We start from the raw sequence: 26555 nt of genomic DNA, 5'->3' as shown, positions 1-26555 counted from the left end.
CCATGGCGGTCCATCCACTGGCCGCCGGGGTCGATTTCGCGGCCCTGGCGCGGCGATTCCCCGAACGCTACCCGCACCTGCTGGAGTCGGCCCTCATCGGGCAGGCCCCGGCGCGCTTTTCCATCCTGTTTGCCTTTCCCGGTCGAACCCTTTCGACCGCGGCGGGCGAGGATATCCTGCAGGCGCTGGACCAGGACCTGTCCGGGGTACCGGAGCTGGCGCCGGACGACACGCCCCATGCCCATCTCCCGTTCCTCGGAGGGTGGTTCCTCTACGCGGGATACGAGCTGTCCTGGGGCCTGGAGCCGGCGCTGGGTGAATGCCGGTCGGATCCCTGGCTGCCGGACGCGCTGCTGACCTATTTTCCCGCGGCCCTGATCCATGATCACCACGCGGGCCGTACATGGTTCGTGGACGAAACGGACGATGCCGAGCGCCGGGCGCAGGTCGAGCGGGACCTGGAGGCAGTACAGGAGGATGCGGACGCGGCGTGCAGCCCCTTGCCCGATCTTTCCTTGCAGGAGGAGGATCCGGCCCAATACCGCGAGGCGGTACTTCGCGGCCTCGAGTACATTCGAGCCGGCGATACCTTCCAGGTCAATCTGTCGCGGGAATGGCATGCCACGGCGGCCGCACCGCTGGATCCGGCGGTGCTGTATGCGCGCCTGCGTCAGGCGAATGCGGCCCCGTTCGCCGCCTGGCTGCAGTTGCCGGGGGCCCACGTGATCAGCTCCTCGCCGGAACGCCTGGTGTCGGTAGAGCGGGGCGAAATCGAGACCCGGCCGATCGCGGGAACCCGCAGACGGGATGCGGACGCCGATAAGGATCGGCGTCTTTTCAGTGAGTTGAACTTCAATCTTAAAGAGCGGGCCGAACATGTGATGCTGGTGGACCTGGAACGCAACGATGTCGGGCGGGTGGCCGAGATTGGCAGCGTGCGGGTCGCGGAGCTGATGACCATCGAGAGCTATCGCCGGGTGCACCACATTGTCTCGAGCATCGTCGGGCGCCTGCGCCCCGGGACCACGGCCGCTGATGTCCTGCGGGCGGTCTTCCCCGGGGGCACCATCACCGGGTGCCCGAAGATTCGCAGCATGCAGATCATCCAGGAACTGGAGCAGTACGCGCCGCGTGGCGCCTATACCGGCGCCTGTGGCTACGTGAGCCGGCACGGGCGCATGGATACCAACATCCTGATCCGTACGCTCGTTGCGCACGGGAACGAGCTGCGCTTCCGCGCCGGTGCCGGCATCGTGGCTGACTCGGACCCGGAGCGCGAGCTGGAGGAGACCCGACATAAGGCACGGGGTCTTCTGGAGGCGCTCGGCGTGCACAACGAGGCGCTTTCGTGATCCTGGTGAACGGGGAACCGGACGAGAACGTCTCGGCGGGTGATCGCGGGCTGCTGCTCGGGGATGGCCTGTTCGAGACCCTGCGCGTGCGGTCGGGCCAGCCGCAATTGTGGGCGTACCACCGGGCTAGGCTGTGGCGGGGTCTGCGCCAGCTGGGCTTCCCGGAGCCCGAGGAAGGGCAGATTCTCGAGGAAGTGGCCCGGGTGGCGCACGGGCCCGAATGCCTGGTGCGGGTGACGATTACGCGTGGCGGAGGGCCCCGAGGGTACGCGCCACCCGCCCATCCGGCACCCACGCGGATTGTCAGTGCCGGGCCCGCGCTGGACGCCACGCCACCCGGCGAGCGGAGGCCCCTGGTCCTGGGCTGGTCGGCCGTCCCGGTTGGGGTGAATCCGGCGCTCGCGGGGCTCAAGCACACCAGCCGCCTGGAACAGGTGATGGTACGCAGCCACTGGGAAACTGGCTGGGAGGAAGCGATCGTTTGCGATGCACTGGGGCGGGTGATCAGCGCCACGCAGGGCAATCTCTGGGTGCGTGAGGGGCAGCGCCTGCTGACGCCCCCGCTCGACCAGGCCGGGATTGCCGGGACCCGGCGGGCCTGGATCCTCGATCATGCGGCAGGGTTTGGAATCTCCGTGGTCGAAGAGTATCCGGAGACCGTACGGATCAGGCAGGCCGACGGTATCTACATAACCAATGCACGCCTCGGGATGACCCCGGCGGTGCTGGCTGAAGCGGACAATCCGGGGCGCGCGTGGCAGGATGATCCGCTCTACCGCATGGGAATCGCGTTGCATGAAGCGCATTAGTTTCGCCGTCCTGGCCCTGGTGGTCGTGCTTGCCCTGGGCACCGCCTGGTGGTTGGGCGAACACTACCGGGCACAACTGGACACGCCCCTGGCGCTGGACGCCTCGGAACGCTATCAGCTTGAATCCGGTCAGGGGCTGCGCTCGGTCAGCCGCTCGTTTGCCGAGCGCGGCTGGATCGAGTCCGCCTGGGTGGCGGAGGTCTACGGGCGGCGCCAGGGGCTTGCGCCGCGGCTACAGGCCGGCGAGTACGCAGTGACCCCGGGGATGACGCCGCGCGATCTGCTGCACGCGATGGCCCGGGGCGAGGTCGTCCAGCATCGCCTGACCTTTCCCGAGGGCTGGACCATCCGCCAGGCACTGAGCGCGCTGCGCGAACATCCGGAGCTGGTCGGTCCGCCGGAGTCGGTCGGGGTTCACAACCTCCTCGAGACCCTGGGCTTGTCGGACCTGGATCATCCGGAAGGCTGGTTTCTTCCGGATACCTATTTCTTCGGCTCCGGCACCGAGGCCCTGACGGTGCTGGAGCGCGCCCATCAGGCCATGCGCCTGCACCTGGAGCGGGCCTGGGAAGGCCGTATCGAGGACCACCCGGTGGATTCCCCCTATGAGCTGCTGATCCTGGCCTCGATCATCGAGCGCGAGACCGGGCGTGGGGACGAGCGGGACCGGGTAGCGGGCGTATTCGTGAACCGGCTCAAGCGCGGCATGCGGTTGCAGACCGACCCGACCCTGCTGTATGTGCAGGAACCGGGCGTGCAGCGGCTGACGCGGGCCGAGCTGGATCGTGACCACCCCTACAACACCTACACGCGGGCCGGGTTGCCCCCGACGCCCATCGCGCTGCCGGGTCGGGCCGCCCTGGAGGCCGCCGCGCGGCCGGCGGATACCGACGACCTGTTCTTTGTCTCGCGCGGCGATGGCAGCCATCATTTCTCCCAGACCTATCGCGAACACCGCGAGGCCGTGATCCGCTACCAGCTGGGCGGGGACGGCAGCCGCTACGGCATCCGCAACCGCTAACGGGAGCCCCTGCGCATGGATCGCTCACCCCATCCTGGTCGTTTTCTGGTGCTTGAGGGTATCGAGGGCTCGGGCAAGACCACCCAGATCGAGCGGCTGGAGGCTCGATTGCGCGCCGCCGGCCACAGCCTGCGCGTCACGCGCGAGCCGGGCGGAACCGCGCTGGGCGAGCGCCTGCGCGGGTTGCTGCTGGATCCGGATCTGCCCGGGATGTGCCCGGAGGCGGAATTGTTGCTGATGTTCGCGGCACGGGCCCAGCACCTGGCCGAGATCATCCGGCCAGCCCTGGACGCGGGCGACTGGGTGCTCAGCGACCGCTTTACCGACGCCTCCTTCGCTTATCAGGGCGCGGGGAGGGGCCTGGGCGACCACCGAGTGGCCCGTCTGGAAGACTGGCTGCAGGGCGAGCTGCGCCCGGATCTGGTGATCCTGCTGGATATTGCCCCCGAGACGGGACTGGAACGGGCGGTGCAGCGGGGGCGCCGTGACCGGATCGAGCGAGAGGCGCTGGACTTCTTCGAGCGCGCGCGCGAGGCGTATCGCCAGCGCGCGGCAAAGGCCCCCGACGGGTACCTGGTGGTGGATGGAGCGGCGGATCCGGACACCGTGGCCGAGCGGATCCTGGCGGGCGTGCGGGAGCGCCTGCCGCTGCACGCGCTGGGGGGCGGCTGAAGGATGGAGGGAACCGACACCCGGGAGGCGCTGCCGCCCTGGCTGCAGGCGCCGTGGAGCGGACTGGTCCGGCGCGGACGTGACGGCCGCCTGCCCACCGGTCTGCTGATCCACGGCGCGACCGGGGTGGGCAAGGCCCTGCTGACCACCGCGCTGGTTCAGGCACTGTTGTGCCAGCGCGCCAGCGGCGAGGAAGCGGCCTGCGGCGAGTGTAACGCCTGCCGCAGCTTCAGCACTGGCGTGCACCCGGAGGTGATGGCCCTGGAGCCGGAGGAGGCCGGTAAGGAGATCCTGATCGCCGCGGCCCGCGAGGCGATCGACTTCCTGTCGCTGTCCGGGTCGGGGGATCTGCGCTCCGTGATCATCCGCCCGGCCGACGCCCTCAACGCGAATGCCGCAAATGCCTTGCTCAAGACCCTGGAAGAACCGCCGACCGGGGCGATGCTGATCCTCGAGGCGGCGCAGCCCGCGCGCCTGCCGGCGACGATCCGCAGCCGCTGTCAGACCATCGAGATCGCCAACCCGGCCCCTGCGGACGCGACGGCCTGGCTGCGCGGATTCTCGGATGACCCGGCGGCGGTGGACGAGGCCTACGCGGCCAGCCTCGGGCGACCGCTGGCCGCCCGCGAAATCCTGACCGACCCCGAACGCATGGGTCGCTGGGAACAGGACCGGGAGGCCCTGACCGCGTTGCTGCGTGGCGCCAACGTGCACGCGATGGCGGCCACCCTGCAGCGCAGCCTGCCGGAATCCCTGATCCCGCGTATCCAGGCCCTGCTGGTGTCGGCCCAGCGCCTGGCGGTCAGCGGCGAGTCGGACGCCTTTGGTCGGCAATTCCCGCGCGATCTTCTCGATGGCTTCGCCCGGCGTGCCGGCCCGCGACGCCTGGCCGAGCTGTCCGCGCGGGCGCTAGTCTGGCAGCGCCAGGCGAGTCGTCAGCTGAACCCGCAGCTGCGCATGGAGGATATCGCCCTGGAGTTCCGGGCGAAGTAGCCGCACAACGTACGCCGCGAGCGGTTACGGGGTGGCGCGCGATCGCATCGATGGGCGATACTCCATGGCCCAGCAAGAAATCAGGTCACACGGGAGGGTCTATGGCCGGGCAGGGCATGCTCACCTTGGCAATCAAGGAAAAACCCGCGCTGTATGCGGCGTACATGCCGTTCGTGACCAATGGTGGGCTGTTCATCCCGACCGACAAGGCCTACAAGCTCGGGGACCAGGTCTTCCTGCTGCTGTCACTGCTGGAGGATTCGGACCGCCTGCCGACGCCGTGCACGGTAGTCTGGATCACCCCGCCACGGGCGCAGGGCAACCGCCTGCGTGGCATCGGCGTTCAGTTCAACAAGTCCGACAAGGGCGTGACTCATCGCCGCATCGAGGAGCACCTGGGCGGTATGCTGAACTCGGACCGCAAGACCCACACGTTCTAGCCGCCAGGCAAAGGCCAGGGTGTTCGGGCGGGCTTGCCGTTCGAGCCCGTCATCCGCCGCAGTTCGCCGCGTCCGGGTCCCCTTGTCGACCCGAATCCGCCACCCTCAGCGCACGCCTGCAGCCGCGTTCTCGCGGATGGCCTCGGCCAGGCACTCCAGCGCGCGGTCGATCTGCTCCCGCGTCAGATAGAAGTGGGGTGCAAATCGGATTCCGCCGCCGCGCAGGGCGCACAGCACCCCGTACCCCTGAAGCCGTGCGTACAGCGCATCCAGATCGTCCACCGGCGGCTGGAAGGTGAGGATGCCGGCGCGCCGGCCGCGCGGTGTCAGGATGCGGCATCCCTGACTCTGCAACCCGTCTTCCAGGTGCAGCCAGTGCTCACGGATCTCGTGGTCGATGGTCTCGAGGCCGGTCTCGAGCAGCAGCGAAAGGCTCGCGTGCAGGGCGTGAATCCCCAGCATGTTCGGGCTGCCCGGCTCGAATCGCCGGGCGCTCGTGGCCGGTTCGATGTCCGGGTTGGAGAAGTCGCCGGCATGCGCCAGCATGTTCCAGCCGTATTCCTGCAGCGTCAGCTGCTCGCGCGCCTCAGGGTTCACGTAGAACACCCCGATACCCTCCGGAGCCAGCATCCACTTGTGGGCATCCGCCATCACGAAATCGGCATGACAGCCGGGCGCGTCAAAGGGCAGGGCGCCCAGGTGCTGGATCGCGTCGACGCAGAACAGGATGCTGCGCGCACGCAGTTCAGCGCCCAGCGCCTGGATGTCGATGCGCATCCCGGAGTCGTAGCGTACGGCGCTGGTGGCGACCAGGCGCGTATGCCCGTCGCAGGCGGCCAGAAGATCGCGTTCCGGCTCCGGGCCGACCGGGACCTCGCGGGCCTCGATGCCGAAGCGCTCCGCCGCGGCCAGCCAGACCACGCGATTGGATGGAAACTCGTGGTCCGGGAACACGACGTTGTCGCCCGGGCGCCAGTCGAGGCCGAAGGCGACCATCGACAACGCCTCCGAGGTATTTTTGACGAAGGCGATGTCCTCGGCCGACGGGGCACCGATCAGCGCGCGGGCGAGCGCCCGGGTTGCATCGACATGCCGCAGCCACTGGAGGTAGTCGCGCGAACCATGGACGACGTTCGCATGGGCGAACTGGCAGACCGCCTCCTCGGTGCGTCGCGGCCATGGGCCGACGGCGGCATGGTTGAGATGGATAATCCCTTCCTGCGGAAATTCCGGGTGCATGCGATCCTCCTGGGCCGGGCCCGAAGGGTAACCCAGTCGGGCGGCCCGTAGAACACCGTGCGCGCGCCAGAGCCGCCGTGACCGGTGCCGCGTGTCAGGCGCTTGTTGTGATTCCCCGGGCAAGTTGTTAATTTGCCGGCTCCCTGAATACCCCGGGTCTGCGCCTCAATCCATGTCATCGGGTTTGGTGAACGGGCCCTCGCAGCGGCCGCATGGCCTCGTCCACCGCGCCTTCCGGCCTCCCGCAGGCGCTGCGCCGTTTTGCACCTTGCCAGTACAGGAGGGACGGATGAATTCCGTTGTCCAGTTCTATCGGGACCCCGAGCTCGGGGCCGTCGAGTCGCGCGAATTCCGGGTCTTCAATGACCGTTCGCTCGACCGTATTCCGGCGGTCGCGGCGCTGCCGGAGGCCATGCGGTTCGAAATGCGCGTGGTCGCCAGCGTGCTGCCGTTCCGGGTCAACGACTACGTGATCGAGGAACTGATCGACTGGGATCGCGTCCCCGACGACCCGATGTTCCAGCTGACCTTCCCGCAGCGGGAGATGCTGGAACCGGGGGCCTTCGAGCGTATGGCCGATCTCCACCGCAAGGGTGCGTCACGTGGCGAGATCCAGGCCCTGGCGCGTGAACTGCGCGAGGACCTGAACCCGCATCCCGCCGGCCAGATGGAACTCAACCGGCCCAGCGAGGAAGCCGGCGAGGTGATCAACGGGCTGCAGCACAAGTACCGCGAGACGGTCCTGTTCTTCCCCGGACAGGGGCAGACCTGCCACAGCTATTGCACCTTCTGCTTTCGCTGGGCCCAGTTTGTCGGAGACAAGGAACTGCGGATCGCCAGTACCGATGCCGGATTGCTGCACGACTACCTGCGCAGCCACACGGAGATCAGCGACCTGCTGATGACGGGCGGCGACCCGCTGGTGATGAAAACCAAGCACCTGAAGGTCTACCTGGAGGGATTGCTGGAGCCGGATCTGGCCCATGTCCAGACCGTCCGTATCGGCACCAAGGCCCTGACGTTCTGGCCCTATCGCTTCGTCACGGACAGTGACGCGGACGAGCTCCTGCATCTCCTGGAGCGACTCGCGGAGGCGGGGAAACACGTGGCGCTGATGGCCCATTACAACCATCCCCACGAGCTGCGTACCCCGATCGCGCGCGAGGCGATCCGCCGCGTCCGGGATACCGGCGCCGAGATTCGTGCCCAGGGCCCGCTGCTGCGGCACATCAACGATGACCCGGGCGCATGGGCGGATCTGTGGCGCGAGCAGGTCCGCCTGGGGATCATCCCGTACTACATGTTCGTCGAGCGCGACACCGGCGCCCGACGCTATTTCGAGGTGCCACTGGCCCGGGCCTGGGAGATCTATCGCGAGGCCATGCAGCAGGTTTCCGGCCTGGGTCGCACCGCCCGGGGCCCCTCGATGAGCGCGGAACCCGGCAAGGTCGAGATCCAGGGCGTGGCGGAGATCCAGGGCGAGAAGGTATTCGTGCTGCGGTTTATTCAGGCGCGCAATCCCGACTGGGTACAGCGGCCCTTCTTCGCACGCTATGACGACCAGGCCACCTGGCTGGACCAGTTGCAACCGGCCTTCGGCGAAGAGCGCTTCTTCTTCGAGGATGAGCTGGCCGCGATCAAGGCCGCATCCGGCGAGTAACCGCCCCCTGACAGCAAGAGCCCCATGGACAACGACACCCTGAAGCAGCGTGACCTGCGCGCCCTCTGGCATCCCTGTACCCAGATGAAGGACTACGGCGAGGAGGGGACCCTCCCGCTGCTTCCGATCCAGCGCGGGGAGGGCGTCTGGTTGTACGACTTCGACGGCAACCGCTACCTGGACGCGATCAGTTCCTGGTGGGTCAATCTCTTCGGTCATGCCAATCCGCGAATCGGCGATGCGGTCAAGGACCAGCTGGACCGGCTGGAGCACGTGATCCTTGCGGGCTGCACCCACGAACCGGTGGTCGAACTCTGCGAGCGCCTGATCGACATCACCCCGGACGGCCTGGAGCGGGTCTTCCTCGCGGACAATGGCAGCGCTGGGGTCGAGGTCGCGCTGAAGATGAGCTTCCATTATTGGCGCAACGTCGGCCGCCCGCGGAAGACCCGATTCATCCGGCTCTCCAACAGCTATCACGGCGAGACACTGGGGGCGCTTTCGGTCAGTGACGTGCCGCTGTACAGCGCCACCTACGAACCGCTGATGCTGGACGTAATCACTGTCCCGGCGCCCGACTGCTTCGAGCGCGAGGCGGGCGAGAGCTGTGCCGACGTCGCCCGGCGGCAGTTCGCTCACATGGAGGAAGCCCTGGCGGCACATGGCGACGAGGTGGCCGCGGTCATCATCGAGCCGCTGGTGCAATGCGCCGGCCATATGCGCATGTACGATCCGGAGTATTTGCGCCTGTTGCGCGCGGCCTGCGACCGCCACGGCGTGCACCTGATCGCCGACGAGATTGCCGTGGGCTTTGGCCGCACCGGCACCCTGTTCGCCTGCGAACAGGGGCCGATCACGCCCGATTTCCTGTGCCTGTCGAAGGGGCTGACCGCCGGCTATCTGCCCATGGCCGCGGTGCTCACCACGGACTCGATCTACCAGGCGTTCTACGACGATTACGAAAAGCTCAACATGTTCCTTCACTCGCATTCCTACACCGGGAATCCGCTGGCGTGCAGGGCGGCACTGGCGACACTCGACATCTTCCAGGCCGATCCGGTTATCGAGCAAAACCGTCAACTTGCCAAACATATCGCGAAACGACTGGAACCTCTGACGGCGCATCCGCACGTCGCCGACGTGCGCCAGCACGGCATGATCGCGGCGGTGGAACTGGTGCAGGACAAGGCGACCCGTACGCCATACCCGTGGCAGGAACGCCGCGGCCTGCACATCTATCGCCACGGACTGACGCGCGGTGCCTTGCTGCGACCGCTGGGGAACGTGAGCTACCTGATGCCGCCGTATGTCATCACCGAAGACCAGATCGACTTTCTGGTGGAGGTGATGACCGAGGGGATCGAGAAGGCCGTGCACGCGTGATCCGACGACAACGCGGGCACTTCGCCAGGGATTGAGGGCGAGTCTCGTGCCGTACGGCTGTACCCATAACGACGCATAATACATATTATGTTAAATAGAAGGTGAGCGACGGTTGGAGTCAGGTCAGTCGCCGGGGTCTCCCCCGGTCTTGCCGTCGCCGGGGTCTCCCCCGGTCTTGCCCCGGTCTTGCCCGTCCGGGCCCGAATCCGGCCTTGGCCGGGCTCCGGCGGTTCTCAGGAAAGACTGCTGATCACGTGGGTCAGGATCTGTTTCACCCGCGTCATGCCCACATCCAGATTGGCCGCGATGTCGTCCATGGTGATCTCGCCCTCGGCCCGGCCGGCGGCCCAGTTGGCGATCACGGCGCAGCAGGCATAGTTGAGGCCCACTTCGCGCGCCAGGGCCGCCTCGGGCATGCCGGTCATGCCGACCAGGTCGCAGCCGTCGCGTTCCAGTCGGTCGATCTCCGCGGCCGTCTCCAGGCGTGGCCCCTGAGTCGCGCCGTACGTCCCGTGCTCCACCGCCTCGATCCCGAGCTCGTCGATCGCCCGGATCAGGGTCTGGCGAACCGCCTCGTTGTACGGCCAGGTCATGTCGATATGGGTGACCTCTTCCAGGTCGCCGCCTTCGAAAAACGTGTTCGCGCGTGACCAGGTGTAGTCGATGATCTGGTCCGGGATCGCGACCACTCCCGGCTTCATCTCCTCGGTGATCCCACCGACCGCGGCGACGGCGACCACGTTGTCGATACCGGCGTTGTGCAGTGCCCAGATATTGGCCCGGTAGTTCACCTGGTGTGGCGGGATGGTGTGGCGCGCCCCGTGGCGCGGCAGGAACACGATCTCGATGTCGTTCAGCCGGCCAAAAACCAGCGGGCCGGAGGGCTCCCCATAGGGCGTGTGCATCACCTGGCGTCGGGTGATCTGCAGGTCTTTCAGTCGGGTGAGACCGGTGCCGCCGATGACGGCGATGCGGGGTGCGGACATTAATCAGTGCTTCCCTAGTGGTCGGCCACGGCGAAGATGCCGGGCGCGTTGCGCAGGTAGTCCTGGTAGTCCATACCGTACCCGAACAGGTAGCGGTTGGGCGCCTCCAGGGCCGCGTAGTCGACGGTGATCGCCGGATCCCGGTCGGGGTTGTGCTTGTCGACCAGGACGATGGAGATGACCTGCCGAGCGCCCTGCTCTTCGCAGAAGGTCTTGATGCCTTCCAGCGTAATGCCGCCGTCGAGGATGTCGTCGACGATCACGACGGTACGGTCCTGCAGGGCCGCCTGGGGACGCGCAAGCCAGTGCAGCTGGTCGCCGCCGCGGGTGCCGCCGCGATACCGCGTGGCATGCAGGTAGTCGACCTGCATCGGGAACGACCAGCGCGTCAGCAGCCCGCCCATCAGCACCACACCCCCGTTCATCACGCCCATCACCAGCGGATTGCGGTCCTTCAGCGCGACCGCCGTGCGTTCGGCCAGACGGTCGATCGCGGTCTCGACGGCGTCACGGCTGAAGAGACAGTCGGCATCGCGCAGCGTGGCTCGCGCCTGTTCCGGGCTCATGGCATGTCCTGGGGGTGTCGGTGCGGGAAATCATGTCCGAGCATCCGGAGCGAGGCAAGCTCGCAAATTCCGGACCCCGGAAACGCAACCGGCCGGCACAAGGGCCGGCCGGCTGGCAGACGAAGGTCGAGGACCTTAGTAGGTGAAGGTCACCGTGTCGTCGTCCATCGCTTCGGAGATCACGTAGGCGCCGCCCACGGTTTCCTCGATTTCCGGGATCAGGTCGTTGCCCCACAGATCCAGGGTCGGGGTGCAGACCTTCATCACGACGCCGGCCTCGTGGGCATCCTTCATGAAGTCGTAGACGCTCTTGCTGGAGCCTTCCTGCACGAACAGGTTTTCGGCCACGCCCTTCTTGGCGAGTTCGCCGGCACGACCGGTCATCACGACTTCAACGTCGTATTCCATCGCGGCGGCGACAGTGGCCTGGAAGAACGGGGCACCCAGTTCGGAAGCGTTGCTCGGGTCGGTGTTGACCATGACGATCAGGAGCTTGTCGGCCATTTTGGATCTCCAACTTCAGTGGTGAGTGTGAATATTACTAGCTGCTCAATCGCAGACCGGTGGCGCATTATAGGCGCCTCGACGCGCGGGCGCCAATGCGCCGCCCGGCACGGTTCAGGCGGTGGCGAGCTGGCTTGCGCGGAGCCAGCGATCGAGCTGCGCGCGAAGCGCCGGGATGCGGTTTGGATCGACCTCCACGGGACGTGCACGCAGGCGTTCCAGGCGGCGCGCCGACTCGGCGGACAGGGGCTGATCCTCCTGGGCCTCCAGGATCCGGTCGGCCTGTTCCGGCTCGTTGCAGATCAGCACCATGTCGCAGCCGGCGGCGCGTGCGGCGGCCGCCCGTTCCGCGGGGTCGCCGATCCCCTCGGCGCCGGCCATCGCCAGGTCATCGCTGAGGATGGCGCCGCGATAGCGCAGTTCGCGGCGGAGGATGTCCTGCAGCCAGACACGCGAGAATCCGGCGGGATAGCCGTCGACCTGAGGGTACAGGACGTGCGCCGGCATGATCCCCTCGAGATCTCCAAGCACGGGCCGGAAGGCCTCGAGATCCTGATTCTCGATTTCGGACAGGGGGCGATCATCCACCGGCAGAGCGACGTGGGAATCGGCCTTCACGGCCCCATGCCCCGGGAAGTGCTTGCCGACCGCGGCCATGCCGGCGGCAGCCAGGCCCCGGATCAGTTCGCCGGCGAGGCGTGCGATCACGTCCGGGTCGTAATGAAACGCGCGGTCGCCGATGACGTCGCTGATCTCCAGATCGCGGTCGAGGACGGGCGTGAAACTGAAATCGATATCCAGTGCGCGCAGTTCCCGCGCGAGCAGCTCGCCGGTCGCATGCGCCAGTTCACAGGCCTTGTTGCGGTCGTAGTCGTAGACGTGGCCCAGCTGGCGCATGGGCGGGATCGCAGTGAAACCCTCGCGCAGGCGCTGCACGCGCCCGCCTTCCTGATCCACGGCGATCAGGATGCCGGGGCGCTCGGCGCGGATCGCGGCGACCAGCGCCTGGATCTGCGCCGGCGTGCCGGCATTGCGGGCAAACAGGATCACCCCGCCGGTGGCGGGATGTCGCAGGCGTTCGCGATCTTCCGGGGTGAGCTCGATTCCGGTGACGTCGAGCATCACCGGACCCAGGGGCAAGGGGTCGTTCTGGGACATCACTCAAGGCTCGAATCGGCGCTCCCGCGGGAGCCATCTTTTCAGGATAGCGAGGCTTCGGGGAGAAAGGCGAGTGCCTTGAGCTTCTCGATGCGATCGCGGATGCGGGCCGCCTCCTCGAATTCGAGGTCGCGTGCTTTTGCGAACATCTCCTGTTCGAGGCGCTCGATCTCCTTCGCCGCGTTCTCCGGCGCCCCCAGATAATCAGCGCCCTCCTCCGCGACCTTCCGCCCGCGGCGGCCGCTGGAACCGGGCGTGGCGTTGCGCGCCTCGAGGATGTCCGCGATGTTCTTGCGGATGCCCTGGGGCGTGATGCCGTGGGCCTCGTTGTGCTCGATCTGTTTGGCCCGGCGGCGCTCGGTCTCGTCGATGGCGCGTTGCATGGAGCCGGTGATCTTGTCGGAGTAGAGGATGGCCTTGCCGTTCACGTTGCGCGCGGCGCGGCCGATGGTCTGGATCAGCGAGCGGTCGGAGCGCAGGAAGCCCTCCTTGTCCGCGTCCAGGATCGCCACCAGGGAGACCTCGGGCATATCCAGCCCTTCGCGCAGCAGGTTGATCCCGACCAGGACGTCGAACTCCCCCAGTCGCAGGTCGCGGATGATCTCCATGCGTTCCACCGTGTCGATATCCGAGTGCAGATAGCGCACGCGCACGCCGTGTTCGGTGAGGTAATCCGTCAGGTCCTCGGCCATGCGCTTGGTCAGGGTGGTGATGAGAACCCGTTCGTCGCGTTCGACGCGATCGCGCACCTCCGAGAGGACGTCGTCCACCTGCGTACCGGCCGGACGGACCTCCAGTTCCGGGTCCAGCAGCCCGGTCGGGCGGACCACCTGGTCGACAATCGCCCCGGCATGTTCGCGCTCGTACGGGCCGGGGGTGGCCGAGACGTAGATCGTCTGCGGCATCAGGGCCTCGAACTCCTCGAAACGCAGCGGACGGTTGTCCAGAGCCGATGGCAGGCGGAAGCCGTATTCCACCAGGGTCTCCTTGCGCGAGCGGTCGCCCTTGTACATCCCCCCGACCTGCGGCACCGAGACATGGGATTCGTCGATGACCAGCAGCGCATCCTTCGGCAGGTAGTCGAAAAAGGTCGGCGGCGGCTCGCCCGGGGCGCGTCCGGAGAGGTAGCGCGAGTAGTTTTCGATCCCGTTGCAGTACCCGATCTCCAGGATCATCTCCAGGTCGAACAGCGTGCGTTGTTCCAGACGCTGAGCCTCGACCAGCCGATCCTCCTTGCGCAGGAAGTCCAGGCGCTCCTTGAGTTCGTCGCGGATGTGGTCCACGGCCTCCAGCAGGGTCTCGCGCGGTGTTACGTAGTGCGTCTTGGGGTAGATCGTCAGACGCGGCACCGTGCGCAGCTGTTCGCCGGTTAGCGGATCGAAGTACGACAGCCGCTCCACCTCGTCGTCGAACAGCTCGATGCGCACCGCCTCGCTGTCGGATTCCGCCGGGTGGATGTCGATCACCTCGCCGCGTACGCGGTAGGTGGCGCGGCGCAGCTCGGTGTCGTTGCGGGTGTACTGCAGCTCCGCCAGACGGCGCAGCAGGTCGCGCTGGTCGATCCGGTCGCCGCGCTCCACGTGCAGCACCATCGACAGATACTTGCGCGGGTCGCCCAGGCCGTAGATGGCCGACACCGAGGCCACGATGATTGCGTCGCGCCGCTCCAGCAGCGCACGGGTGGCGGACAGGCGCATCTGCTCAATGTGATCGTTGATCGAGGCGTCCTTCTCGATGTAGGTGTCCGACGACGGGACGTAGGCCTCCGGCTGGTAGTAGTCGTAGTAGGAAACGAAGTACTCCACCGTGTTGTGCGGGAAGAACTCCTTGAATTCCCCGTACAACTGCGCCGCCAGCGTCTTGTTGGGTGCCAGGATGATGGTGGGGCGCTGTACCTGCTCGATCACGTTGGCGATGGTGAAGGTCTTGCCCGATCCGGTTACGCCGAGCAAGACCTGGTGCGCGAGGCCGGCCTCCAGCCCTTCGGTCAGCGCACGGATCGCCGTCGGCTGATCGCCCGCCGGCTGATACTCCGATACGACCTTGAATTGTTCGCCTTCGCCTGGCTGCACCTTATCCTCCGCGCCTGATTTCAGTATCATTTCGCCCCGACCGCCCGCGCGGCCCATCGACCCGATCACACAGAGGCCTACCCCTTGGATATCGAGCTTTCCGACCGCGTCCAGCGCATCCAGCCCTCCCCCACTCTCGCCGTCAGCGCGCTGGCCGCTCAGCTTCGCGCGGAGGGGCGGGACATCGTCGGGCTGGGGGCCGGAGAACCGGATTTCGATACCCCCGAGCATATCAAGCAGGCGGCGGTGGACGCGCTTGCCCGCGGAGAAACCAAGTACACTCCGGTGGACGGTACGGCCAGCCTCAAGGCGGCCATCATCCGCAAATTCGATCGCGACAACGGCCTGACGTTCACCCCTGACCAGATCCTGGTGTCCTCCGGTGGCAAGCAAAGCATCTTCAATCTCTGCCAGGCCCTGCTGAATCCCGGGGACGAGGTCGTGATCCCCGCCCCCTACTGGGTGTCCTACCCGGATATCGCCCTGCTGGCCGGGGCGCGCCCGGTGATCGTCAGCGCCGAGCAGGATGCCGGCTTCCGCATCACCGGGGAACAGCTGGAGGCCGCGATCACCCCGAACACCCGCCTGGTGTTCCTGAACAGCCCGTCCAATCCCACGGGCGCGGCGTATTCGGCCGCCGAGTTGACCGAACTGGCCGAGGTGCTGCGGCGCCACCCCCGTGTGGTCATTGCCACGGATGACATGTACGAACATATCCGGTTTGGCTCGGCCCCGTTCGTGAACATCGTCAACGTCGCCCCGGATCTGCTCGAGCGCACCGTGGTGCTGAATGGCGTATCCAAGGCCTATGCGATGACCGGCTGGCGCATCGGCTACGCCGGTGGTCCGAAGAACCTGATCGCGGCGATGAAGAAGATCCAGTCGCAAAGCACCTCCAATCCGACCTCCATTGCCCAGGCCGGCGCCGAGGCCGCATTGAACGGCGACCAGGGCTGCGTGGTGGCCATGTGTTCGGCCTTCGCCGAGCGCGCTCGCCACGTCGTGGACGGCCTCAATGCCATCGAGGGGCTCGACTGCCTCATGCCGGACGGCACCTTCTACTGCTTCCCTCGCGTCACCGGCCTGATGGCGGCAGCCGATATCGACACCGACGTCGCCCTGACCAAGCAGCTGCTGGACGAGGTGGGCGTGGCCCTGGTTCCGGGGAGCGCCTTCGGCGCGCCGGGCCATGTGCGTGTCTCGTTCGCCACCAGCGTGGACCAGCTCGACAAGGCCCTGGAGCGCCTGCGCGAGTTCGTGGCGCGCCACCACTGACGCCGGGTACGGCGGCGAAACGCGTCGGGCGGCCAGATTTTCCTTGACGCCCCCGCCCCGCCCGATTAGGATTTGCGCCCAATTCCCCGGTAGCTCAGTCGGTAGAGCGGGTGACTGTTAATCACTAGGTCGGCGGTTCGAGCCCGTCCCGGGGAGCCAGACAAAGAAAAAGCCAGGTCACCATGACCTGGCTTTTTTCGTTTGGGGGGTTACGGTCCCGTTACCCTACTCCGGCTCGTGCTCGAGGGGCTCCAGCGACTGCAGGTAGACGGCAATCGCGCGGCGGTCTTCGTCGGTCAGATGAGCGGTGCCGTGGTCGATCACGTCGGCCATGGCGCCGCCGGCAAAGTCGCCGTCGCGGGTCAGGCCCATCTCCAGGTAGCGGGCGATATGGCGTTCGCCCCAGCGTCCGATGCCGGTCTCGCGATCCGGGGTGATGTTCGAGGCGACATCCCCGTCCGGCAGGCGGGCCCCGGCGCCCAGACGCTCCAGGTCGAGACCGCCGGTCCGAGTGCGCGGGGTGTGGCACTCCATGCAGTGGCCGAGGGCCAGGGTCAGGTAGGCGCCGCGGTTCCACTGCTCCGATTCGTCCGGGTCGGGTTCGAAGGCCCCCGGCTCGAAATGCAGCCACTTCCAGCCCATCAGGGACGGCCGGAACCGCGCGTACCAGACCAGGTCGTGCGGCGTGTTCTCCCGCGCCACAGGCTCGACCTCGGCCTGCAGGAAGGCCCACAAGGCCTCGATGTCCTCGTCCTTCATGCGGGTGTAGGAGGTAAACGGAAACGCGGGATAGTAATGCCGCCCGTCCGGCCCGCGGCCCTGCTGGAGTGCGCGCTTGAAGTCGTCCTCGGACCATCCGCCGATGCCGTGTTCCGGATCCGGCGTGATGTTCGGACCGTAGAACACGCCAAAGGGGCTCTCGATGGGGCGCCCGCCGGCCAGAAATTCGCCGTCTTCCGCCGTGTGGCAGGTGACACAGCCCCCGGCCCGCAGGACGTATTCGCCATAGGCGATGCGATCCTCCGCGTCCGCCTCGGGCTCCAGCTCACCGATCGAGGTGTCCGCCAGTATGGGGGCGGACCCGATCAGGCCGGCAAGACAGAGGGCCGGCAGCCAGGCTGTCGGCCCTCGTTTGGTACCCGCCATTGCCACCGATCAGTCGCGGCGGAAGTCGTCGTGGCAGGCCTGACAGGACTGCCCGAGGTTGCGGAAGCGAATGGCGTATTCGTCTTCGTTGCCCGCCTCCACGGCGGCATGGAGCGCCTCGGCGGCCTCGCGGGTGTCGTTGGAGAGTTCCTCGAAGCGCTCCCAGTCATCCCAGATCTCTTCCTTGGCATCGGTATCCGGGAAGTCGCTGCCCTCGGGGAACAGGCTGGGGATATCCTGACTGAGCGCCACCAGCTGGCTGGTGTGCATCTCGAGGTTGTCCCCGAAATCGGCTCCATCCACGACCACGGCGGCGATGGCCCCGACGTTCCCGCCGATCGCGCGCATCACGCCCTGACGGTAGTCGATGGTCGCCTCGTGTTCGTCAAAGGCGTGGACGGTGCTGCCAGCGCTCAACCCGAGGGTCAGTGCGGCGGCCACGGCCGAGGCGGTGACAAGACGTGCGGCATTCTTCATGGTGCTTCCTCCCTGTAACGAAAAGAATCTCGCCCGTGGCGGGCGAGCCGAAGCCTGAACGCTACCCGAGAACTGTAGACGACCCGCCGGCCGCCTTGCCACGGGGCGAAGGGTCCCGCGAAAACTCGCCAGACCTGCCCCATTGACCCTGCTCCGCGCGCGGGGTTCCCGGAGGCCCGTTACAATCGCCCGGCACCCAGTCGTCTGGTACCCACATGCACGAATACAGCCTCCCACCCGCCGACGCGACCGCTTTGCGCGAGGCCGTCATCCACGCCGGCCTGGAGACCAACCGCCGCGGCCTCAATCAGGGCACGTCGGGCAACATCAGTGTGCGCCTGGGCGATGGCATGCTGATCACGCCATCCGGTGTGCCCTACGAGGCCCTGCGTCCGGAGGACCTGGTGTACGTGGATGCCGCCGGGCGCTGGGACCCGCAGCGCAAGCCCTCCAGCGAGTGGCACTTCCACCGCGCGATCCTGCAGGCCCGCCCGGAGCTGGGCGCGGTTGTCCACGTGCACTCTGTGTACGCCAGCGTGGTGGCCATCCAGGGACGCGACATCCCTGCCCTGCACTACATGATCGCGGCGGCGGGCGGGAACTCCATTCGCTGCGCGCCGTATGCGACCTTCGGTACGGAGGCGCTTTCGCGCCTGGCGGTTGAGGCCCTCGAGGACCGTACTGCCTGTCTACTCGCCAACCACGGCATGATCGCCACCGGGCCGGACCTTGAGCGGGCCCTGTGGCTCACCGAGGAAGTCGAGCTGCTGGCGCGCCAGTACGTCCTGAGTCTGCAGATCGGCGGGCCCACGCTGCTGGATGACGCGGAGATGGACCGGGTGCTGGAGAAGTTCCGCCACTACGGGCCGCAGCGCGACGCGCCACAATAGTCGCCAGAATGGTTCAGAGCCCCGGCACCGCTTCGTCCGCCTCCGGCAACGGCGCCGAGCGCGGGGCGAAGTCGATCCGCTCGCGGGTTTCCAGGTAATGACGCAGCGCCCAGCTTACGGACGGGAACGCACGTTCCTCCAGCGGCGGCAAGGCGTCGAACGGGAACAGCTTCACCTCTTCGGACTCCGGGCCGGGGGCGATCGTGTCGCTCAGCAGGCGCGCCCGGTAGATCATCTGCACATGCCCGACGTGCGGCACGCTGTACACCCCCAGCAACTGATCGACTTCCAGCTCCGCGCGGGCCTCCTCCCAGGCCTCGCGGCGGGCGCCCTCACCCGGGCTCTCGCCCTTTTCCATGAAACCGGCCGGCAGGGTCCAGTAACCACGGCGGGGCTCGATCGCCCGGCGACATAGCAGGACGCGATCCTCCCATATGGCCACGCTCCCGACGATGATTCGCGGGTTCTCGTAGTCCACGAAGCCACAATGGTCACAGACGCGGCGCTCGCGATCATCGCCCTGCGGGACTTCGTTGTGGAAACGTGGACTCAGGCCGGTCGGGTTACGATTCATGGCGGTTCCGTGAGGGCGTGTCAGGAGCTGCAAACAGGTAAACCGGCGCGGCGTGCCCTGAACATGCAACGCCGGTGGCGGTCCACAATAGAAAAGGCGCACCGACGCAGTACAGAGGGGATCATGACCACACGCACACGCTTTACCGTCGGTGAACTGGTTCACCATACCAAGTTCGATTACCGCGGTGTGATCGTCGATGTGGACCCGGTATACGCCGGTTCCGATGAATGGTACGAGACGGTGGCCAGGAGTCGTCCGCCGAAGGATCAGCCGTGGTATCACGTACTGGTGGATGGCTATTCGCACAGCACCTACGTGGCCGAACGCCACCTGGAACCGGATCCGCGCGGGGAGCAGATCGAGCATCCGGCCCTCGGGCAGTTCTTTGACCGGTTCATGAATGGACGCTATTCGCGCCACGGGGACCCCGGCGCCCATTGATCGCGGCCGCCGCTTCTTGGGGCCACCCCGTTCAACCCAATACGACAGGGACGCATATGGCACAGGACAACCGGCGCAGTCGCGTCGTCACCGAAGGCCCGCGCCGGACGCCGAATCGCGCGATGCTGCGCGCGGTCGGTTTCGGAGATGACGATTTCCGGCGCCCGATCGTGGGGATCGCCAATGCCCACAGCACCATCACCCCCTGCAATATGGGGATCGGCGCCCTCGCCGCCCGAGCCGAGCAGGCGGTGCGTCAGGCCGGGGGCATGCCCCAGACCTTCGGCACAATCACCATCTCCGACGGCATCTCGATGGGCACCCCCGGGATGAAGTACTCCCTGGTCTCGCGCGAGGTCATCGCGGATGCCATCGAGACGGTCGTCAATGGCCAGAGCCTGGACGGCATCCTGGCCACCGGTGGCTGCGACAAGAACATGCCCGGAGCGATGATCGCGCTGGCCCGGCTCAATGTGCCCGGGATCTTCGTCTACGGTGGCACGATCAAGCCGGGGCACTACAAGGATCAGGACCTGACCATTGTCAGTGCCTTCGAGGCCGTGGGCCAGCATGGGGCTGGCAAGCTATCCGACGAGGATCTGCTGGGCGTGGAAAAGAACGCCTGCCCCGGCGCCGGTTCCTGTGGCGGCATGTTTACCGCCAACACCATGTCCAGCGCCTTCGAGGCCATGGGGATGAGCCTGCCCGGCTCCTCCACCCAGGCGGCGGAGGACCCGGAAAAGGGCGATTCCGCGGCGCGTTCGGCGGAGGTCCTGCTGGACGCAATCCACGCCAACCGCCGGCCACGCGACATTCTGACCCGCGAGGCCTTCGAAAATGCCCTCGCCGTCGTCATGGCGCTGGGCGGTTCCACCAATGCCGTACTCCATCTGCTGGCGATCGCGCACGCGGCGGATGTGCCGCTGGACATCGACGATGTCGAGCGGGTTCGACGCAAGGTCCCGGTCCTGTGCGACCTGAAGCCTTCCGGGCGCTATGTCACCACCCAGTTCCATGCGGTGGGCGGGACACCCCAGGTGATGAAGATGCTGCTGGATGCCGGGTGGTTGCACGGCGACTGCCTGACCATCACCGGCGCGACGCTGGCCGAGACCCTGCGCGATATCCCTCCGACTCCCCCGGAGGACCAGGACATCATTCGCCCCCTCGACCGGCCGCTGTATCCACACGGGCACCTGGCCATCCTCAAGGGGAATCTGGCCGCCGAGGGCGCCGTGGCCAAGATCACTGGTCTCAAGCGGACCGCGATCTCGGGCCCCGCGCGCTGCTTTGATTCCGAGGAAGAATGCCTGGACGCGATCCTGGCCGGACGGATCCAGGCGGGGGATATCCTGGTCATCCGCTACGAGGGCCCGCGCGGCGGGCCCGGCATGCGCGAGATGCTGGCCCCCACCGCAGCCATTATCGGGGCTGGTCTGGGCGATGCGGTCGGCCTGATTACCGATGGTCGCTTCTCCGGCGGCACCTACGGGATGGTGGTTGGCCATGTCGCGCCGGAGGCCGCCGTCGGCGGCACGATCGCGCTGGTCCAGGACGGCGACATCATCGAGATTGATGCCAGCGAGAACCGCCTGGCCCTGCAGGTCGATGACACCGAGCTGGAGCGTCGGCGCGCCCGCTGGACGACCCCCGCCCCGCGCTTTGATCGCGGGGTGCTGGGCAAGTATGCCCGGCTGGTGGGTTCGGCGAGCCGGGGCGCCGTGACCGACGACTTCAGCGGCACCTGACGCCCGCCCGCGCCCATGACGCATCCGGATCCGCGGCACCCCGATTTCAGCATGCTGCCGCCGGTGATCGGCTTCCTGCTGATCACCAACGTCGCTCTGTTTCTCGCGATGCCCTGGCTGGGGGACTGGCTCGTCAACCATTTCGGGCTCTGGCCCGTCGGGACCCCGGCCACCGTCCACCAGGATGGCTCGTGGATGCGGGTGCCGGACTTCCAGTTGTGGCAGCTGGTGAGCTACGGCTTCCTCCACGGCGGCCCGATTCATCTGTTCGTGAACCTGTTTGCCGTGTGGATGCTGGGGGTGCAGATCGAGAATGCCTGGGGCTCGCGCACTTTCGCCGTGTATTTCCTGGTCTGCGTGATCGGGGCCGGGCTGGTGCAGCTGTTCGTGACCGCCTACGGCAACGGCGACATGATCTATCCGACCATCGGCGCGTCGGGGGGCGTATTCGGGGTGCTGCTGGCGTTCGGGATGATGTTCCCCAACCAGCGCCTGTTCCTGATCTTCCTGCCGATTCCGATCAAGGCGAAGTATTTCGTCATCGGCTACGGGGCGCTGGAACTGTACCTGGGAATCTCGGGCACCCTCGCCGGCATCGCCCACTTCGCCCACCTGGGCGGCATGGCCTTCGGCTTCTTGCTGATCCAGTACTGGCGAGACCGCCTGCCCATCCGGCCGCGCCAGCGCCGTTTCTGGTGGTAGCGGCCCGGGTTGTGACGGACTCGATCAGCCCGCCGAGCGGGCCCGGAGGTATGCGGCGAAGTCGTCCTTCAGTTCCGGATGGTTGAGTGCAAACTCCACCGTGGCCTCCAGGTAACCCAGCTTCGACCCACAGTCGAAGCGACGCCCCTCGAAGTTGAAGGCCGTCACCCGTTCCAGTTCGAGCAGGCGTGCGATCGCGTCCGTCAGCTGGATCTCGCCGCCCGCCCCCGGCTTCTGGGTCGCCAGCATTTCGAAGATCTTCGGGGTCAGGACATAGCGCCCGACCACCGCGACACTGGACGGCGCATGGTCGGGGTCGGGCTTTTCCACGATGCCCTTGACGTCCCAGCTGCGCGGTCCGGTCTGCACCGGGTCGATAATGCCGTACTGGTGGGTGCGATCGGGCGGTACCTCCTCCACCCCAAGGACGCTGCAGCCGTGCTCGGCGTACTGCTCGACCATCTGCCGCGTCGCCCCGCCGTTGGCCGATTCGATCAGGTCATCGGCCAGGATTACCGCGAAGGGTTCGTTGCGGACGATCGGATGCGCGCAGGCCACCGCATGTCCGAGACCGAGTGCGTCGGACTGACGCACATAGACGCAGGTCACATTGGGGGGAACGATGTTCCGAACCTGCTCGAGCAGTTCGGTCTTGCCCCGCTCTTCCAGCTCGTGTTCGAGTTCGTAGGCCTTGTCGAAGTGATCCGGAATGGATCGCTTGTTTCGCCCGGTCACGAACACCAGGGTCTCGATGCCCGCGGCCACCGCCTCCTCCGCCGCGTACTGGATCAACGGCTTGTCCACGACCGGAAGCATCTCTTTCGGGTTTGCCTTGGTCGCCGGCAGAAAGCGCGTACCCATCCCGGCAACCGGGAACACGGCGGTACGGATCGGGGCGTGATTCTGGCTCATTCCTTCTCCTGGTGACTTCACAGCAAACCCCCGGCCAACGCATCCTTTCGGACCCGTCGACCGGGGGCCGGTAGTAAGTGGCGGCCCATGCCGCCACCCGTCTCGCTACTCGACGACGATGCGGTCGAGGTTCATCTCCACGGTGCGCTCGCCAATCCCGGACACCTCGGTCAGGGCCTGGACCGAGGCGAAGTCACCGTGTGCCTCGCGGTGCTCCACAATGGCTTGCGCCTTGACCGGTCCCACGTTCTCCAGTGCGGCCAGCTCGTCGGCCGATGCCCCGTTCAGGTTAACTGGCTGGCCACCCGAGGCGGTCACCATGACCAGTGGCAGGACACAGAGGCCCGCCAGGGCCCAGCACTTCGCGCATTGGAACAGCTTGTTCATGAAAACGCTCCTTATCTTCGTTGAACGATCGGTGCATCCGTGCACCGCGGGGTAGACCCGGATTCCAACCTTCAACCCGAGACTACCCGGGCATCCTAGCGAGAACAGCCCCGCCGGAAAACCCCCTCATTCCACGGCGTCATTCGGTCTGCCTAGGGCAACACTGATTCATGTGCACGCTCGCGTTGGCACCCCAGGTTTTCCGAGGCAAGGCGCGTCGTGCAGCGGGTAGTGGTTCTACCCGCAAGCGGCGCAACGCAGGATCGGGGAACCTGGGGTGCCAACCCCGAAGGGGCTCGGCCGCTTTTGCGCGCGCACGGCGTTGCGGCTCCCTTGTGCAGAATGACTGCACGGCGGTCGCCGCGCCTTGTTCGCACGCAAAAGCGACTCGAGCGCGAGCGTGCACATGAATCAGTGTTTCCCTAGTCGTGTGACGAAGGCCTCCATCGCCGCGGCCGGGTCGGGGGCGCGGGTGATCGGCCGGCCGACCACGATCGCGCTGGCGCCCGCCTCCAGGGCCCGCTCGGGGGTCATGACACGCTTCTGGTCATCGCCTCCCGAGTCTTCCAGCCGGATCCCCGGTGTCACCAGCAGTGGCCGCTCGCCCAGCCGGCGCCGCAGCATGGCGGCCTCCTGCGCCGAGCACACCAGGCCCTCCAGCCCCGCCTTTTGTATCGCCAGTTCCCCCAGCAAGCCCACCTGATCGGCCGGCTCGCGACTCACGCCGATCTCACGCAGGGTGCCGGCGTCGCTGGAGGTCAGCACCGTGACGGCCAGAAGCGAGGTTGTGTCGTTGGTTTCGCGTACCGCTTCGTGTGCGGCCCGCATCATCTCCAGGCCGCCGCTGGCATGTACGTTGATCAGCCACACGCCGGTACGCGCCGCGGCCCGGCAGGCAGCCGCCACGGTATTCGGGATGTCGTGAAACTTCAGGTCCAGAAACACCCGAAAGCCGAGGTCGTGGAGCCGTTGCAGCAGCGCCGGACCGGCGACCACGAACAGTTCGAAGCCGACCTTCAGGGCGCACTGCGCCGGGTCGAGTTGTCGGGCGAATGCCAGCGCCGCATCGGCCTCTGCAAAGTCGAGGGCGACGATCAGGCGCGTGGCGGGTTCCGGGGTCACTGTCGTGGGTCGGCTCATGGGTGGTGGCTCCCTTCGCGGATCAACGCCTCCTCGGCGGCTTCCGTCGTCTGGTCGATATCGAAATCAAGCCCGCGCAGGGTATCCCAGCGCCGGCAGCTCGGGCACTGCCATACATGCGCCCGTCCCTGGTAGCCGCAGTTCCCGCATTGGTACAAGTGTTGGCTGCCAAGCTGGTCGGCCAGGGCCTTCTCGAACGCCGAGAATTCCGTGCTGTATTGCTGCACCGCCGGCAGGATCTTCATCCAGCGAACCGCCTCCAGCAGGCCCGAGGTCGGGACCGGGCGTTGCGCCAGGATCTGCCCCAGTTCGGAAAGCGCGGCGTCCAGCCGTCCCGTGCGCCGGTACAGCCGCATCAGGGCAATCCGCGCCATGGTGATCCCGCGACTTCGGGCCAGGTCGTCCAGGAGTTCCTCCAGCTGCCCCAGACGGTTCTCGCCGGGCAGTTCCTGATGCAGGCGCTCGATCCGGGGCACCAGGAGAGGCGCCAGTTGCGGGGTGCGCGCCACGGCATCCCGCCCGAACCGGATCGCCTCGCGGATCTCGCCGGCGCGCGCCGCAATCTCCGACTGGATCAGCAGGGCCCGCGACAGACCGGGAACCAGTTCCTCGGCCTGTTTCGCGCGCGCCCTCGCCTCCTCGTGGTCGTCCTGGTCCAGCGCGATCCGCGCCAGTTCGCAGTGGTAGTGGGCGATCCGCAGCTGTTCATGGGCGACCCCTTGCGCCTTCAGCCGGTCGCCCACCTCGATCGCCCGCTCCCATTCCCGCTGGGTTTCGTAGACCTGGCGCAGGCCCTCCAGGGCCGGCACGGCCTGGTGCGGCGAGTCCGCGAGTTCGCGAAAGACGGCCTCGGCCCGGTCCAGCACTCCCGCCAGCAGGAAGTCCTCGCCGAGCTCGCAAAGGGCCTGGGCCCGCTGGGCCGTCGGCAGCGTCGGGCGCGCCACCAGGTTCTGGTGGATGCGAATGGCGCGATCCACCTCGCCCCGGCGCCGGAACAGCCGCCCGAGGATTACATGCGTCTCGAAAGTCTCGTGATCGACCTCCACCATCTCGATGAAGGCCTGCAGCGCATCATCGGTGCGATCATCCAGAAGGTGGCGTACGCCCTCGAGGTAACGATCCAGTGACGGCTCGCGCTCTTCCTGGTCTTCCGGCACGCCATAGCGTGCCAGCCACCAACCACTTGCCGCGGCGAGCGGGAGCAGCAACCAGAACCAGTCATTGATCATCGGCGAGTACGCTCCCCGGGTACGGACAGCGAAGCAAAAGGTATGGAAGACCGCATGGCGATGCGGCTAGTAGAAATCCCGCATGGGTGCGGTACGCAGCTGCTCGACCTCGACCTTGAGGGCATGGTTCTGCTCGCGCAGGTCGGCGATCTTCTGCCGCAGCCGGCGCAGGCGCAGCCAGAGCACCAGCGAGGCCAGGATCACTCCAAACAAGGCGGCAAACCCGAGGAACACCACTAGGGGGGCCTCGATCTCGAGACCCGGCAACACCAGTGTCACCAGGGCTTCGTTCAGAACAACAAGAATACCGACCGCGGACGAGATCAGGATCAGCGCGACAAACGCCACGGTGTTGCGAATCTTCTGTCGCCGCCGGTCGTCCATGGACGGTCTAGCCGTTTTCGGCTACAGAATCGTTTACCCGTTCGCGCAATTCCTTGCCGGGCTTGAAATGAGGGACATGCTTGCCGGGCAAGGCAACGCCTTCACCGGTCTTGGGGTTCCGGCCCAGTCGGGGTGGCCGGAAGTGCAGCGAAAAGCTGCCAAAGCCGCGAATCTCCACCCGTTGCCCGTTCGCCAGCGCGTGGCTCATGCGTTCGAGCAATGCCTTGACGGACATCTCCACGTCCCTGGCTGGCAGATGAGGTGACTTCCGGGCGAGGTTCTCGATCAATTCCGATTTGGTCATCTGGCACTCGTCACAGACAGGAAGGAAATCCGGTTTCCCGGTACAAAATGGCCCACGGCACCCCTTGGCACCGCGGGCCACGACGGAA

28 protein-coding genes and 1 tRNA gene are annotated in these 26555 nt (G+C 66.8%); 14 read left to right on the top strand and 15 right to left on the bottom strand.

The window, feature by feature from the left end:
• Positions 1 to 2 precede the first annotated feature (2 nt).
• The 6 genes from C996_RS0104825 (at position 3) to C996_RS0104800 (ending at position 5287) form a co-directional block, all read left to right on the top strand.
• On the top strand, positions 3 to 1352 hold the full coding sequence (locus tag C996_RS0104825) for an aminodeoxychorismate synthase component I (protein WP_018866325.1): 1350 nt from the start codon (positions 3 to 5) through the stop codon (positions 1350 to 1352).
• On the top strand, positions 1349 to 2161 hold the full coding sequence (gene pabC / locus C996_RS0104820) for an aminodeoxychorismate lyase (RefSeq protein WP_018866324.1): 813 nt from the start codon (positions 1349 to 1351) through the stop codon (positions 2159 to 2161). The genes C996_RS0104825 and pabC overlap by 4 nt, the downstream gene beginning before the upstream one ends.
• Complete coding sequence (mltG, locus tag C996_RS0104815; protein ID WP_018866323.1) at positions 2148 to 3182, top strand: endolytic transglycosylase MltG; 1035 nt, start codon at positions 2148 to 2150, stop codon at positions 3180 to 3182. Before pabC ends, mltG begins: the two co-directional genes overlap by 14 nt.
• 15 nt (positions 3183 to 3197) lie before the next feature.
• The gene (gene tmk / locus C996_RS0104810; RefSeq protein WP_018866322.1) at positions 3198 to 3854 is read left to right on the top strand and encodes a dTMP kinase; all 657 of its coding nucleotides are present in this window, start codon (positions 3198 to 3200) and stop codon (positions 3852 to 3854) included.
• A 3-nt stretch (positions 3855 to 3857) separates the two neighbouring features.
• Positions 3858 to 4847, top strand: a complete 990-nt coding sequence (locus tag C996_RS0104805; protein ID WP_018866321.1) for a hypothetical protein — start codon at positions 3858 to 3860, stop codon at positions 4845 to 4847.
• 101 nt (positions 4848 to 4948) lie between these two features.
• Positions 4949 to 5287, top strand: a complete 339-nt coding sequence (locus tag C996_RS0104800) for a PilZ domain-containing protein (protein WP_017941553.1) — start codon at positions 4949 to 4951, stop codon at positions 5285 to 5287.
• Between the two features lie 105 nt (positions 5288 to 5392).
• Here the strand turns inward: C996_RS0104800 and C996_RS0104795 are convergent, their stop codons facing one another.
• Complete coding sequence (locus C996_RS0104795) at positions 5393 to 6526, bottom strand: aminotransferase class V-fold PLP-dependent enzyme (protein ID WP_018866320.1); 1134 nt, start codon at positions 6524 to 6526, stop codon at positions 5393 to 5395.
• Positions 6527 to 6815: 289 nt separating this feature from the next.
• Here C996_RS0104795 and C996_RS0104790 point away from each other — a divergent pair, with 289 nt between their 5' ends.
• Together C996_RS0104790 and C996_RS0104785 are read left to right on the top strand one after the other, a co-directional pair.
• On the top strand, positions 6816 to 8186 hold the full coding sequence (locus C996_RS0104790; RefSeq protein ID WP_018866319.1) for a KamA family radical SAM protein: 1371 nt from the start codon (positions 6816 to 6818) through the stop codon (positions 8184 to 8186).
• 24 nt (positions 8187 to 8210) lie between these two features.
• Complete coding sequence (locus C996_RS0104785; protein WP_018866318.1) at positions 8211 to 9569, top strand: adenosylmethionine--8-amino-7-oxononanoate transaminase; 1359 nt, start codon at positions 8211 to 8213, stop codon at positions 9567 to 9569.
• A 233-nt stretch (positions 9570 to 9802) separates the two neighbouring features.
• On the opposite strand, the gene C996_RS0104780 is transcribed toward C996_RS0104785, so the two are convergent.
• From C996_RS0104780 to uvrB, 5 genes are all read right to left on the bottom strand, one after another.
• Entirely contained in the window at positions 9803 to 10555 is a 753-nt protein-coding gene (locus tag C996_RS0104780; protein WP_018866317.1) for an S-methyl-5'-thioinosine phosphorylase, read from the bottom strand.
• A 14-nt stretch (positions 10556 to 10569) separates the two neighbouring features.
• On the bottom strand, positions 10570 to 11121 hold the full coding sequence (locus C996_RS0104775; protein ID WP_018866316.1) for a hypoxanthine-guanine phosphoribosyltransferase: 552 nt from the start codon (positions 11119 to 11121) through the stop codon (positions 10570 to 10572).
• Between the two features lie 135 nt (positions 11122 to 11256).
• On the bottom strand, positions 11257 to 11625 hold the full coding sequence (locus C996_RS0104770) for a DsrE family protein (protein WP_018866315.1): 369 nt from the start codon (positions 11623 to 11625) through the stop codon (positions 11257 to 11259).
• A gap of 114 nt (positions 11626 to 11739) precedes the next feature.
• On the bottom strand, positions 11740 to 12783 hold the full coding sequence (gene nagZ, locus C996_RS0104765; RefSeq protein ID WP_018866314.1) for a beta-N-acetylhexosaminidase: 1044 nt from the start codon (positions 12781 to 12783) through the stop codon (positions 11740 to 11742).
• A gap of 41 nt (positions 12784 to 12824) precedes the next feature.
• A complete protein-coding gene (gene uvrB, locus C996_RS0104760; protein ID WP_018866313.1) occupies positions 12825 to 14855 on the bottom strand; it encodes an excinuclease ABC subunit UvrB in 2031 nt (676 codons plus the stop codon).
• An 84-nt stretch (positions 14856 to 14939) separates the two neighbouring features.
• Here uvrB and C996_RS0104755 point away from each other — a divergent pair, with 84 nt between their 5' ends.
• Together C996_RS0104755 and C996_RS0104750 are read left to right on the top strand one after the other, a co-directional pair.
• Positions 14940 to 16130, top strand: a complete 1191-nt coding sequence (locus C996_RS0104755) for a pyridoxal phosphate-dependent aminotransferase (RefSeq protein WP_018866312.1) — start codon at positions 14940 to 14942, stop codon at positions 16128 to 16130.
• Positions 16131 to 16213: 83 nt separating this feature from the next.
• Positions 16214 to 16289 (top strand) — tRNA-Asn (locus C996_RS0104750).
• 66 nt (positions 16290 to 16355) lie between these two features.
• Here the strand turns inward: C996_RS0104750 and C996_RS0104745 are convergent.
• Positions 16356 to 17276: a cytochrome c gene (locus C996_RS0104745; protein ID WP_018866311.1), complete on the bottom strand. Its 921-nt coding sequence runs from the start codon at positions 17274 to 17276 to the stop codon at positions 16356 to 16358.
• A 9-nt stretch (positions 17277 to 17285) separates the two neighbouring features.
• Positions 17286 to 17753 (bottom strand): cytochrome c, encoded by a 468-nt coding sequence (locus tag C996_RS0104740; protein ID WP_018866310.1) that lies wholly within the window; start codon positions 17751 to 17753, stop codon positions 17286 to 17288.
• A 215-nt stretch (positions 17754 to 17968) separates the two neighbouring features.
• Here C996_RS0104740 and C996_RS0104735 point away from each other — a divergent pair, with 215 nt between their 5' ends.
• Complete coding sequence (locus C996_RS0104735) at positions 17969 to 18643, top strand: L-fuculose-phosphate aldolase (RefSeq protein ID WP_019583554.1); 675 nt, start codon at positions 17969 to 17971, stop codon at positions 18641 to 18643.
• 13 nt (positions 18644 to 18656) lie between these two features.
• On the opposite strand, the gene C996_RS0104730 is transcribed toward C996_RS0104735, so the two are convergent.
• Positions 18657 to 19217, bottom strand: coding sequence for an NUDIX domain-containing protein (locus tag C996_RS0104730; RefSeq protein ID WP_018866308.1), 561 nt, complete (start codon positions 19215 to 19217; stop codon positions 18657 to 18659).
• 123 nt (positions 19218 to 19340) lie between these two features.
• Between C996_RS0104730 and hspQ the strand changes: the two genes are divergently transcribed.
• Genes hspQ through C996_RS0104715 form a run of 3 tightly spaced genes read left to right on the top strand, consistent with a single transcriptional unit; the run spans position 19341 to position 22111 of the window.
• A complete protein-coding gene (gene hspQ / locus C996_RS0104725) occupies positions 19341 to 19661 on the top strand; it encodes a heat shock protein HspQ (protein WP_018866307.1) in 321 nt (106 codons plus the stop codon).
• A gap of 56 nt (positions 19662 to 19717) precedes the next feature.
• On the top strand, positions 19718 to 21409 hold the full coding sequence (gene ilvD / locus C996_RS0104720; protein ID WP_018866306.1) for a dihydroxy-acid dehydratase: 1692 nt from the start codon (positions 19718 to 19720) through the stop codon (positions 21407 to 21409).
• A gap of 15 nt (positions 21410 to 21424) precedes the next feature.
• Positions 21425 to 22111, top strand: a complete 687-nt coding sequence (locus C996_RS0104715) for a rhomboid family intramembrane serine protease (protein ID WP_018866305.1) — start codon at positions 21425 to 21427, stop codon at positions 22109 to 22111.
• 24 nt (positions 22112 to 22135) lie between these two features.
• Here the strand turns inward: C996_RS0104715 and galU are convergent, their stop codons facing one another.
• From galU to C996_RS0104685, 6 genes are all read right to left on the bottom strand, one after another.
• The gene (gene galU, locus C996_RS0104710; RefSeq protein WP_018866304.1) at positions 22136 to 23023 is read right to left on the bottom strand and encodes a UTP--glucose-1-phosphate uridylyltransferase GalU; all 888 of its coding nucleotides are present in this window, start codon (positions 23021 to 23023) and stop codon (positions 22136 to 22138) included.
• A 105-nt stretch (positions 23024 to 23128) separates the two neighbouring features.
• Positions 23129 to 23410, bottom strand: a complete 282-nt coding sequence (locus C996_RS0104705; RefSeq protein WP_018866303.1) for a ComEA family DNA-binding protein — start codon at positions 23408 to 23410, stop codon at positions 23129 to 23131.
• Between the two features lie 411 nt (positions 23411 to 23821).
• Positions 23822 to 24550, bottom strand: a complete 729-nt coding sequence (pyrF, locus tag C996_RS0104700; RefSeq protein WP_155985240.1) for an orotidine-5'-phosphate decarboxylase — start codon at positions 24548 to 24550, stop codon at positions 23822 to 23824.
• Complete coding sequence (locus tag C996_RS0104695) at positions 24547 to 25779, bottom strand: tetratricopeptide repeat protein (RefSeq protein ID WP_018866301.1); 1233 nt, start codon at positions 25777 to 25779, stop codon at positions 24547 to 24549. The genes pyrF and C996_RS0104695 overlap by 4 nt, the downstream gene beginning before the upstream one ends.
• 66 nt (positions 25780 to 25845) lie before the next feature.
• Positions 25846 to 26163 (bottom strand): lipopolysaccharide assembly protein LapA domain-containing protein, encoded by a 318-nt coding sequence (locus C996_RS0104690; protein ID WP_018866300.1) that lies wholly within the window; start codon positions 26161 to 26163, stop codon positions 25846 to 25848.
• A 7-nt stretch (positions 26164 to 26170) separates the two neighbouring features.
• Positions 26171 to 26467, bottom strand: coding sequence for an integration host factor subunit beta (locus tag C996_RS0104685; RefSeq protein WP_018866299.1), 297 nt, complete (start codon positions 26465 to 26467; stop codon positions 26171 to 26173).
• Between the last annotated feature and the right edge of the window lie 88 nt (positions 26468 to 26555).

Source organism: Thioalkalivibrio sp. ALE25 (genome assembly GCF_000377285.1).
Lineage (GTDB): Bacteria > Pseudomonadota > Gammaproteobacteria > Ectothiorhodospirales > Ectothiorhodospiraceae > Thioalkalivibrio.
Note: the sequence above shows the minus strand (reverse complement) of the source record. Positions and strands in the feature narration are given on the sequence as shown.

What these genes read in the sequence shown, in the direction of transcription:
- C996_RS0104825 (WP_018866325.1), top strand. Translation starts at nt 3, where the DNA reads ATGGCGGTCCATCCACTGGCCGCCGGGGTCGATTTCGCGGCCCTGGCG.
- mltG (WP_018866323.1), top strand. Translation starts at nt 2,148, where the DNA reads ATGAAGCGCATTAGTTTCGCCGTCCTGGCCCTGGTGGTCGTGCTTGCC.
- tmk (WP_018866322.1), top strand. Translation starts at nt 3,198, where the DNA reads ATGGATCGCTCACCCCATCCTGGTCGTTTTCTGGTGCTTGAGGGTATC.
- C996_RS0104805 (WP_018866321.1), top strand. Translation starts at nt 3,858, where the DNA reads ATGGAGGGAACCGACACCCGGGAGGCGCTGCCGCCCTGGCTGCAGGCG.
- C996_RS0104800 (WP_017941553.1), top strand. Translation starts at nt 4,949, where the DNA reads ATGGCCGGGCAGGGCATGCTCACCTTGGCAATCAAGGAAAAACCCGCG.
- C996_RS0104795 (WP_018866320.1), bottom strand. Translation starts at nt 6,526, where the DNA reads ATGCACCCGGAATTTCCGCAGGAAGGGATTATCCATCTCAACCATGCC.
- C996_RS0104790 (WP_018866319.1), top strand. Translation starts at nt 6,816, where the DNA reads ATGAATTCCGTTGTCCAGTTCTATCGGGACCCCGAGCTCGGGGCCGTC.
- C996_RS0104785 (WP_018866318.1), top strand. Translation starts at nt 8,211, where the DNA reads ATGGACAACGACACCCTGAAGCAGCGTGACCTGCGCGCCCTCTGGCAT.
- C996_RS0104780 (WP_018866317.1), bottom strand. Translation starts at nt 10,555, where the DNA reads ATGTCCGCACCCCGCATCGCCGTCATCGGCGGCACCGGTCTCACCCGA.
- C996_RS0104775 (WP_018866316.1), bottom strand. Translation starts at nt 11,121, where the DNA reads ATGAGCCCGGAACAGGCGCGAGCCACGCTGCGCGATGCCGACTGTCTC.
- C996_RS0104770 (WP_018866315.1), bottom strand. Translation starts at nt 11,625, where the DNA reads ATGGCCGACAAGCTCCTGATCGTCATGGTCAACACCGACCCGAGCAAC.
- nagZ (WP_018866314.1), bottom strand. Translation starts at nt 12,783, where the DNA reads ATGTCCCAGAACGACCCCTTGCCCCTGGGTCCGGTGATGCTCGACGTC.
- C996_RS0104745 (WP_018866311.1), bottom strand. Translation starts at nt 17,276, where the DNA reads ATGGCGGGTACCAAACGAGGGCCGACAGCCTGGCTGCCGGCCCTCTGT.
- C996_RS0104740 (WP_018866310.1), bottom strand. Translation starts at nt 17,753, where the DNA reads ATGAAGAATGCCGCACGTCTTGTCACCGCCTCGGCCGTGGCCGCCGCA.
- C996_RS0104735 (WP_019583554.1), top strand. Translation starts at nt 17,969, where the DNA reads ATGCACGAATACAGCCTCCCACCCGCCGACGCGACCGCTTTGCGCGAG.
- C996_RS0104730 (WP_018866308.1), bottom strand. Translation starts at nt 19,217, where the DNA reads ATGAATCGTAACCCGACCGGCCTGAGTCCACGTTTCCACAACGAAGTC.
- hspQ (WP_018866307.1), top strand. Translation starts at nt 19,341, where the DNA reads ATGACCACACGCACACGCTTTACCGTCGGTGAACTGGTTCACCATACC.
- ilvD (WP_018866306.1), top strand. Translation starts at nt 19,718, where the DNA reads ATGGCACAGGACAACCGGCGCAGTCGCGTCGTCACCGAAGGCCCGCGC.
- C996_RS0104715 (WP_018866305.1), top strand. Translation starts at nt 21,425, where the DNA reads ATGACGCATCCGGATCCGCGGCACCCCGATTTCAGCATGCTGCCGCCG.
- galU (WP_018866304.1), bottom strand. Translation starts at nt 23,023, where the DNA reads ATGAGCCAGAATCACGCCCCGATCCGTACCGCCGTGTTCCCGGTTGCC.
- C996_RS0104705 (WP_018866303.1), bottom strand. Translation starts at nt 23,410, where the DNA reads ATGAACAAGCTGTTCCAATGCGCGAAGTGCTGGGCCCTGGCGGGCCTC.
- pyrF (WP_155985240.1), bottom strand. Translation starts at nt 24,550, where the DNA reads ATGAGCCGACCCACGACAGTGACCCCGGAACCCGCCACGCGCCTGATC.
- C996_RS0104695 (WP_018866301.1), bottom strand. Translation starts at nt 25,779, where the DNA reads ATGATCAATGACTGGTTCTGGTTGCTGCTCCCGCTCGCCGCGGCAAGT.
- C996_RS0104690 (WP_018866300.1), bottom strand. Translation starts at nt 26,163, where the DNA reads ATGGACGACCGGCGGCGACAGAAGATTCGCAACACCGTGGCGTTTGTC.
- C996_RS0104685 (WP_018866299.1), bottom strand. Translation starts at nt 26,467, where the DNA reads ATGACCAAATCGGAATTGATCGAGAACCTCGCCCGGAAGTCACCTCAT.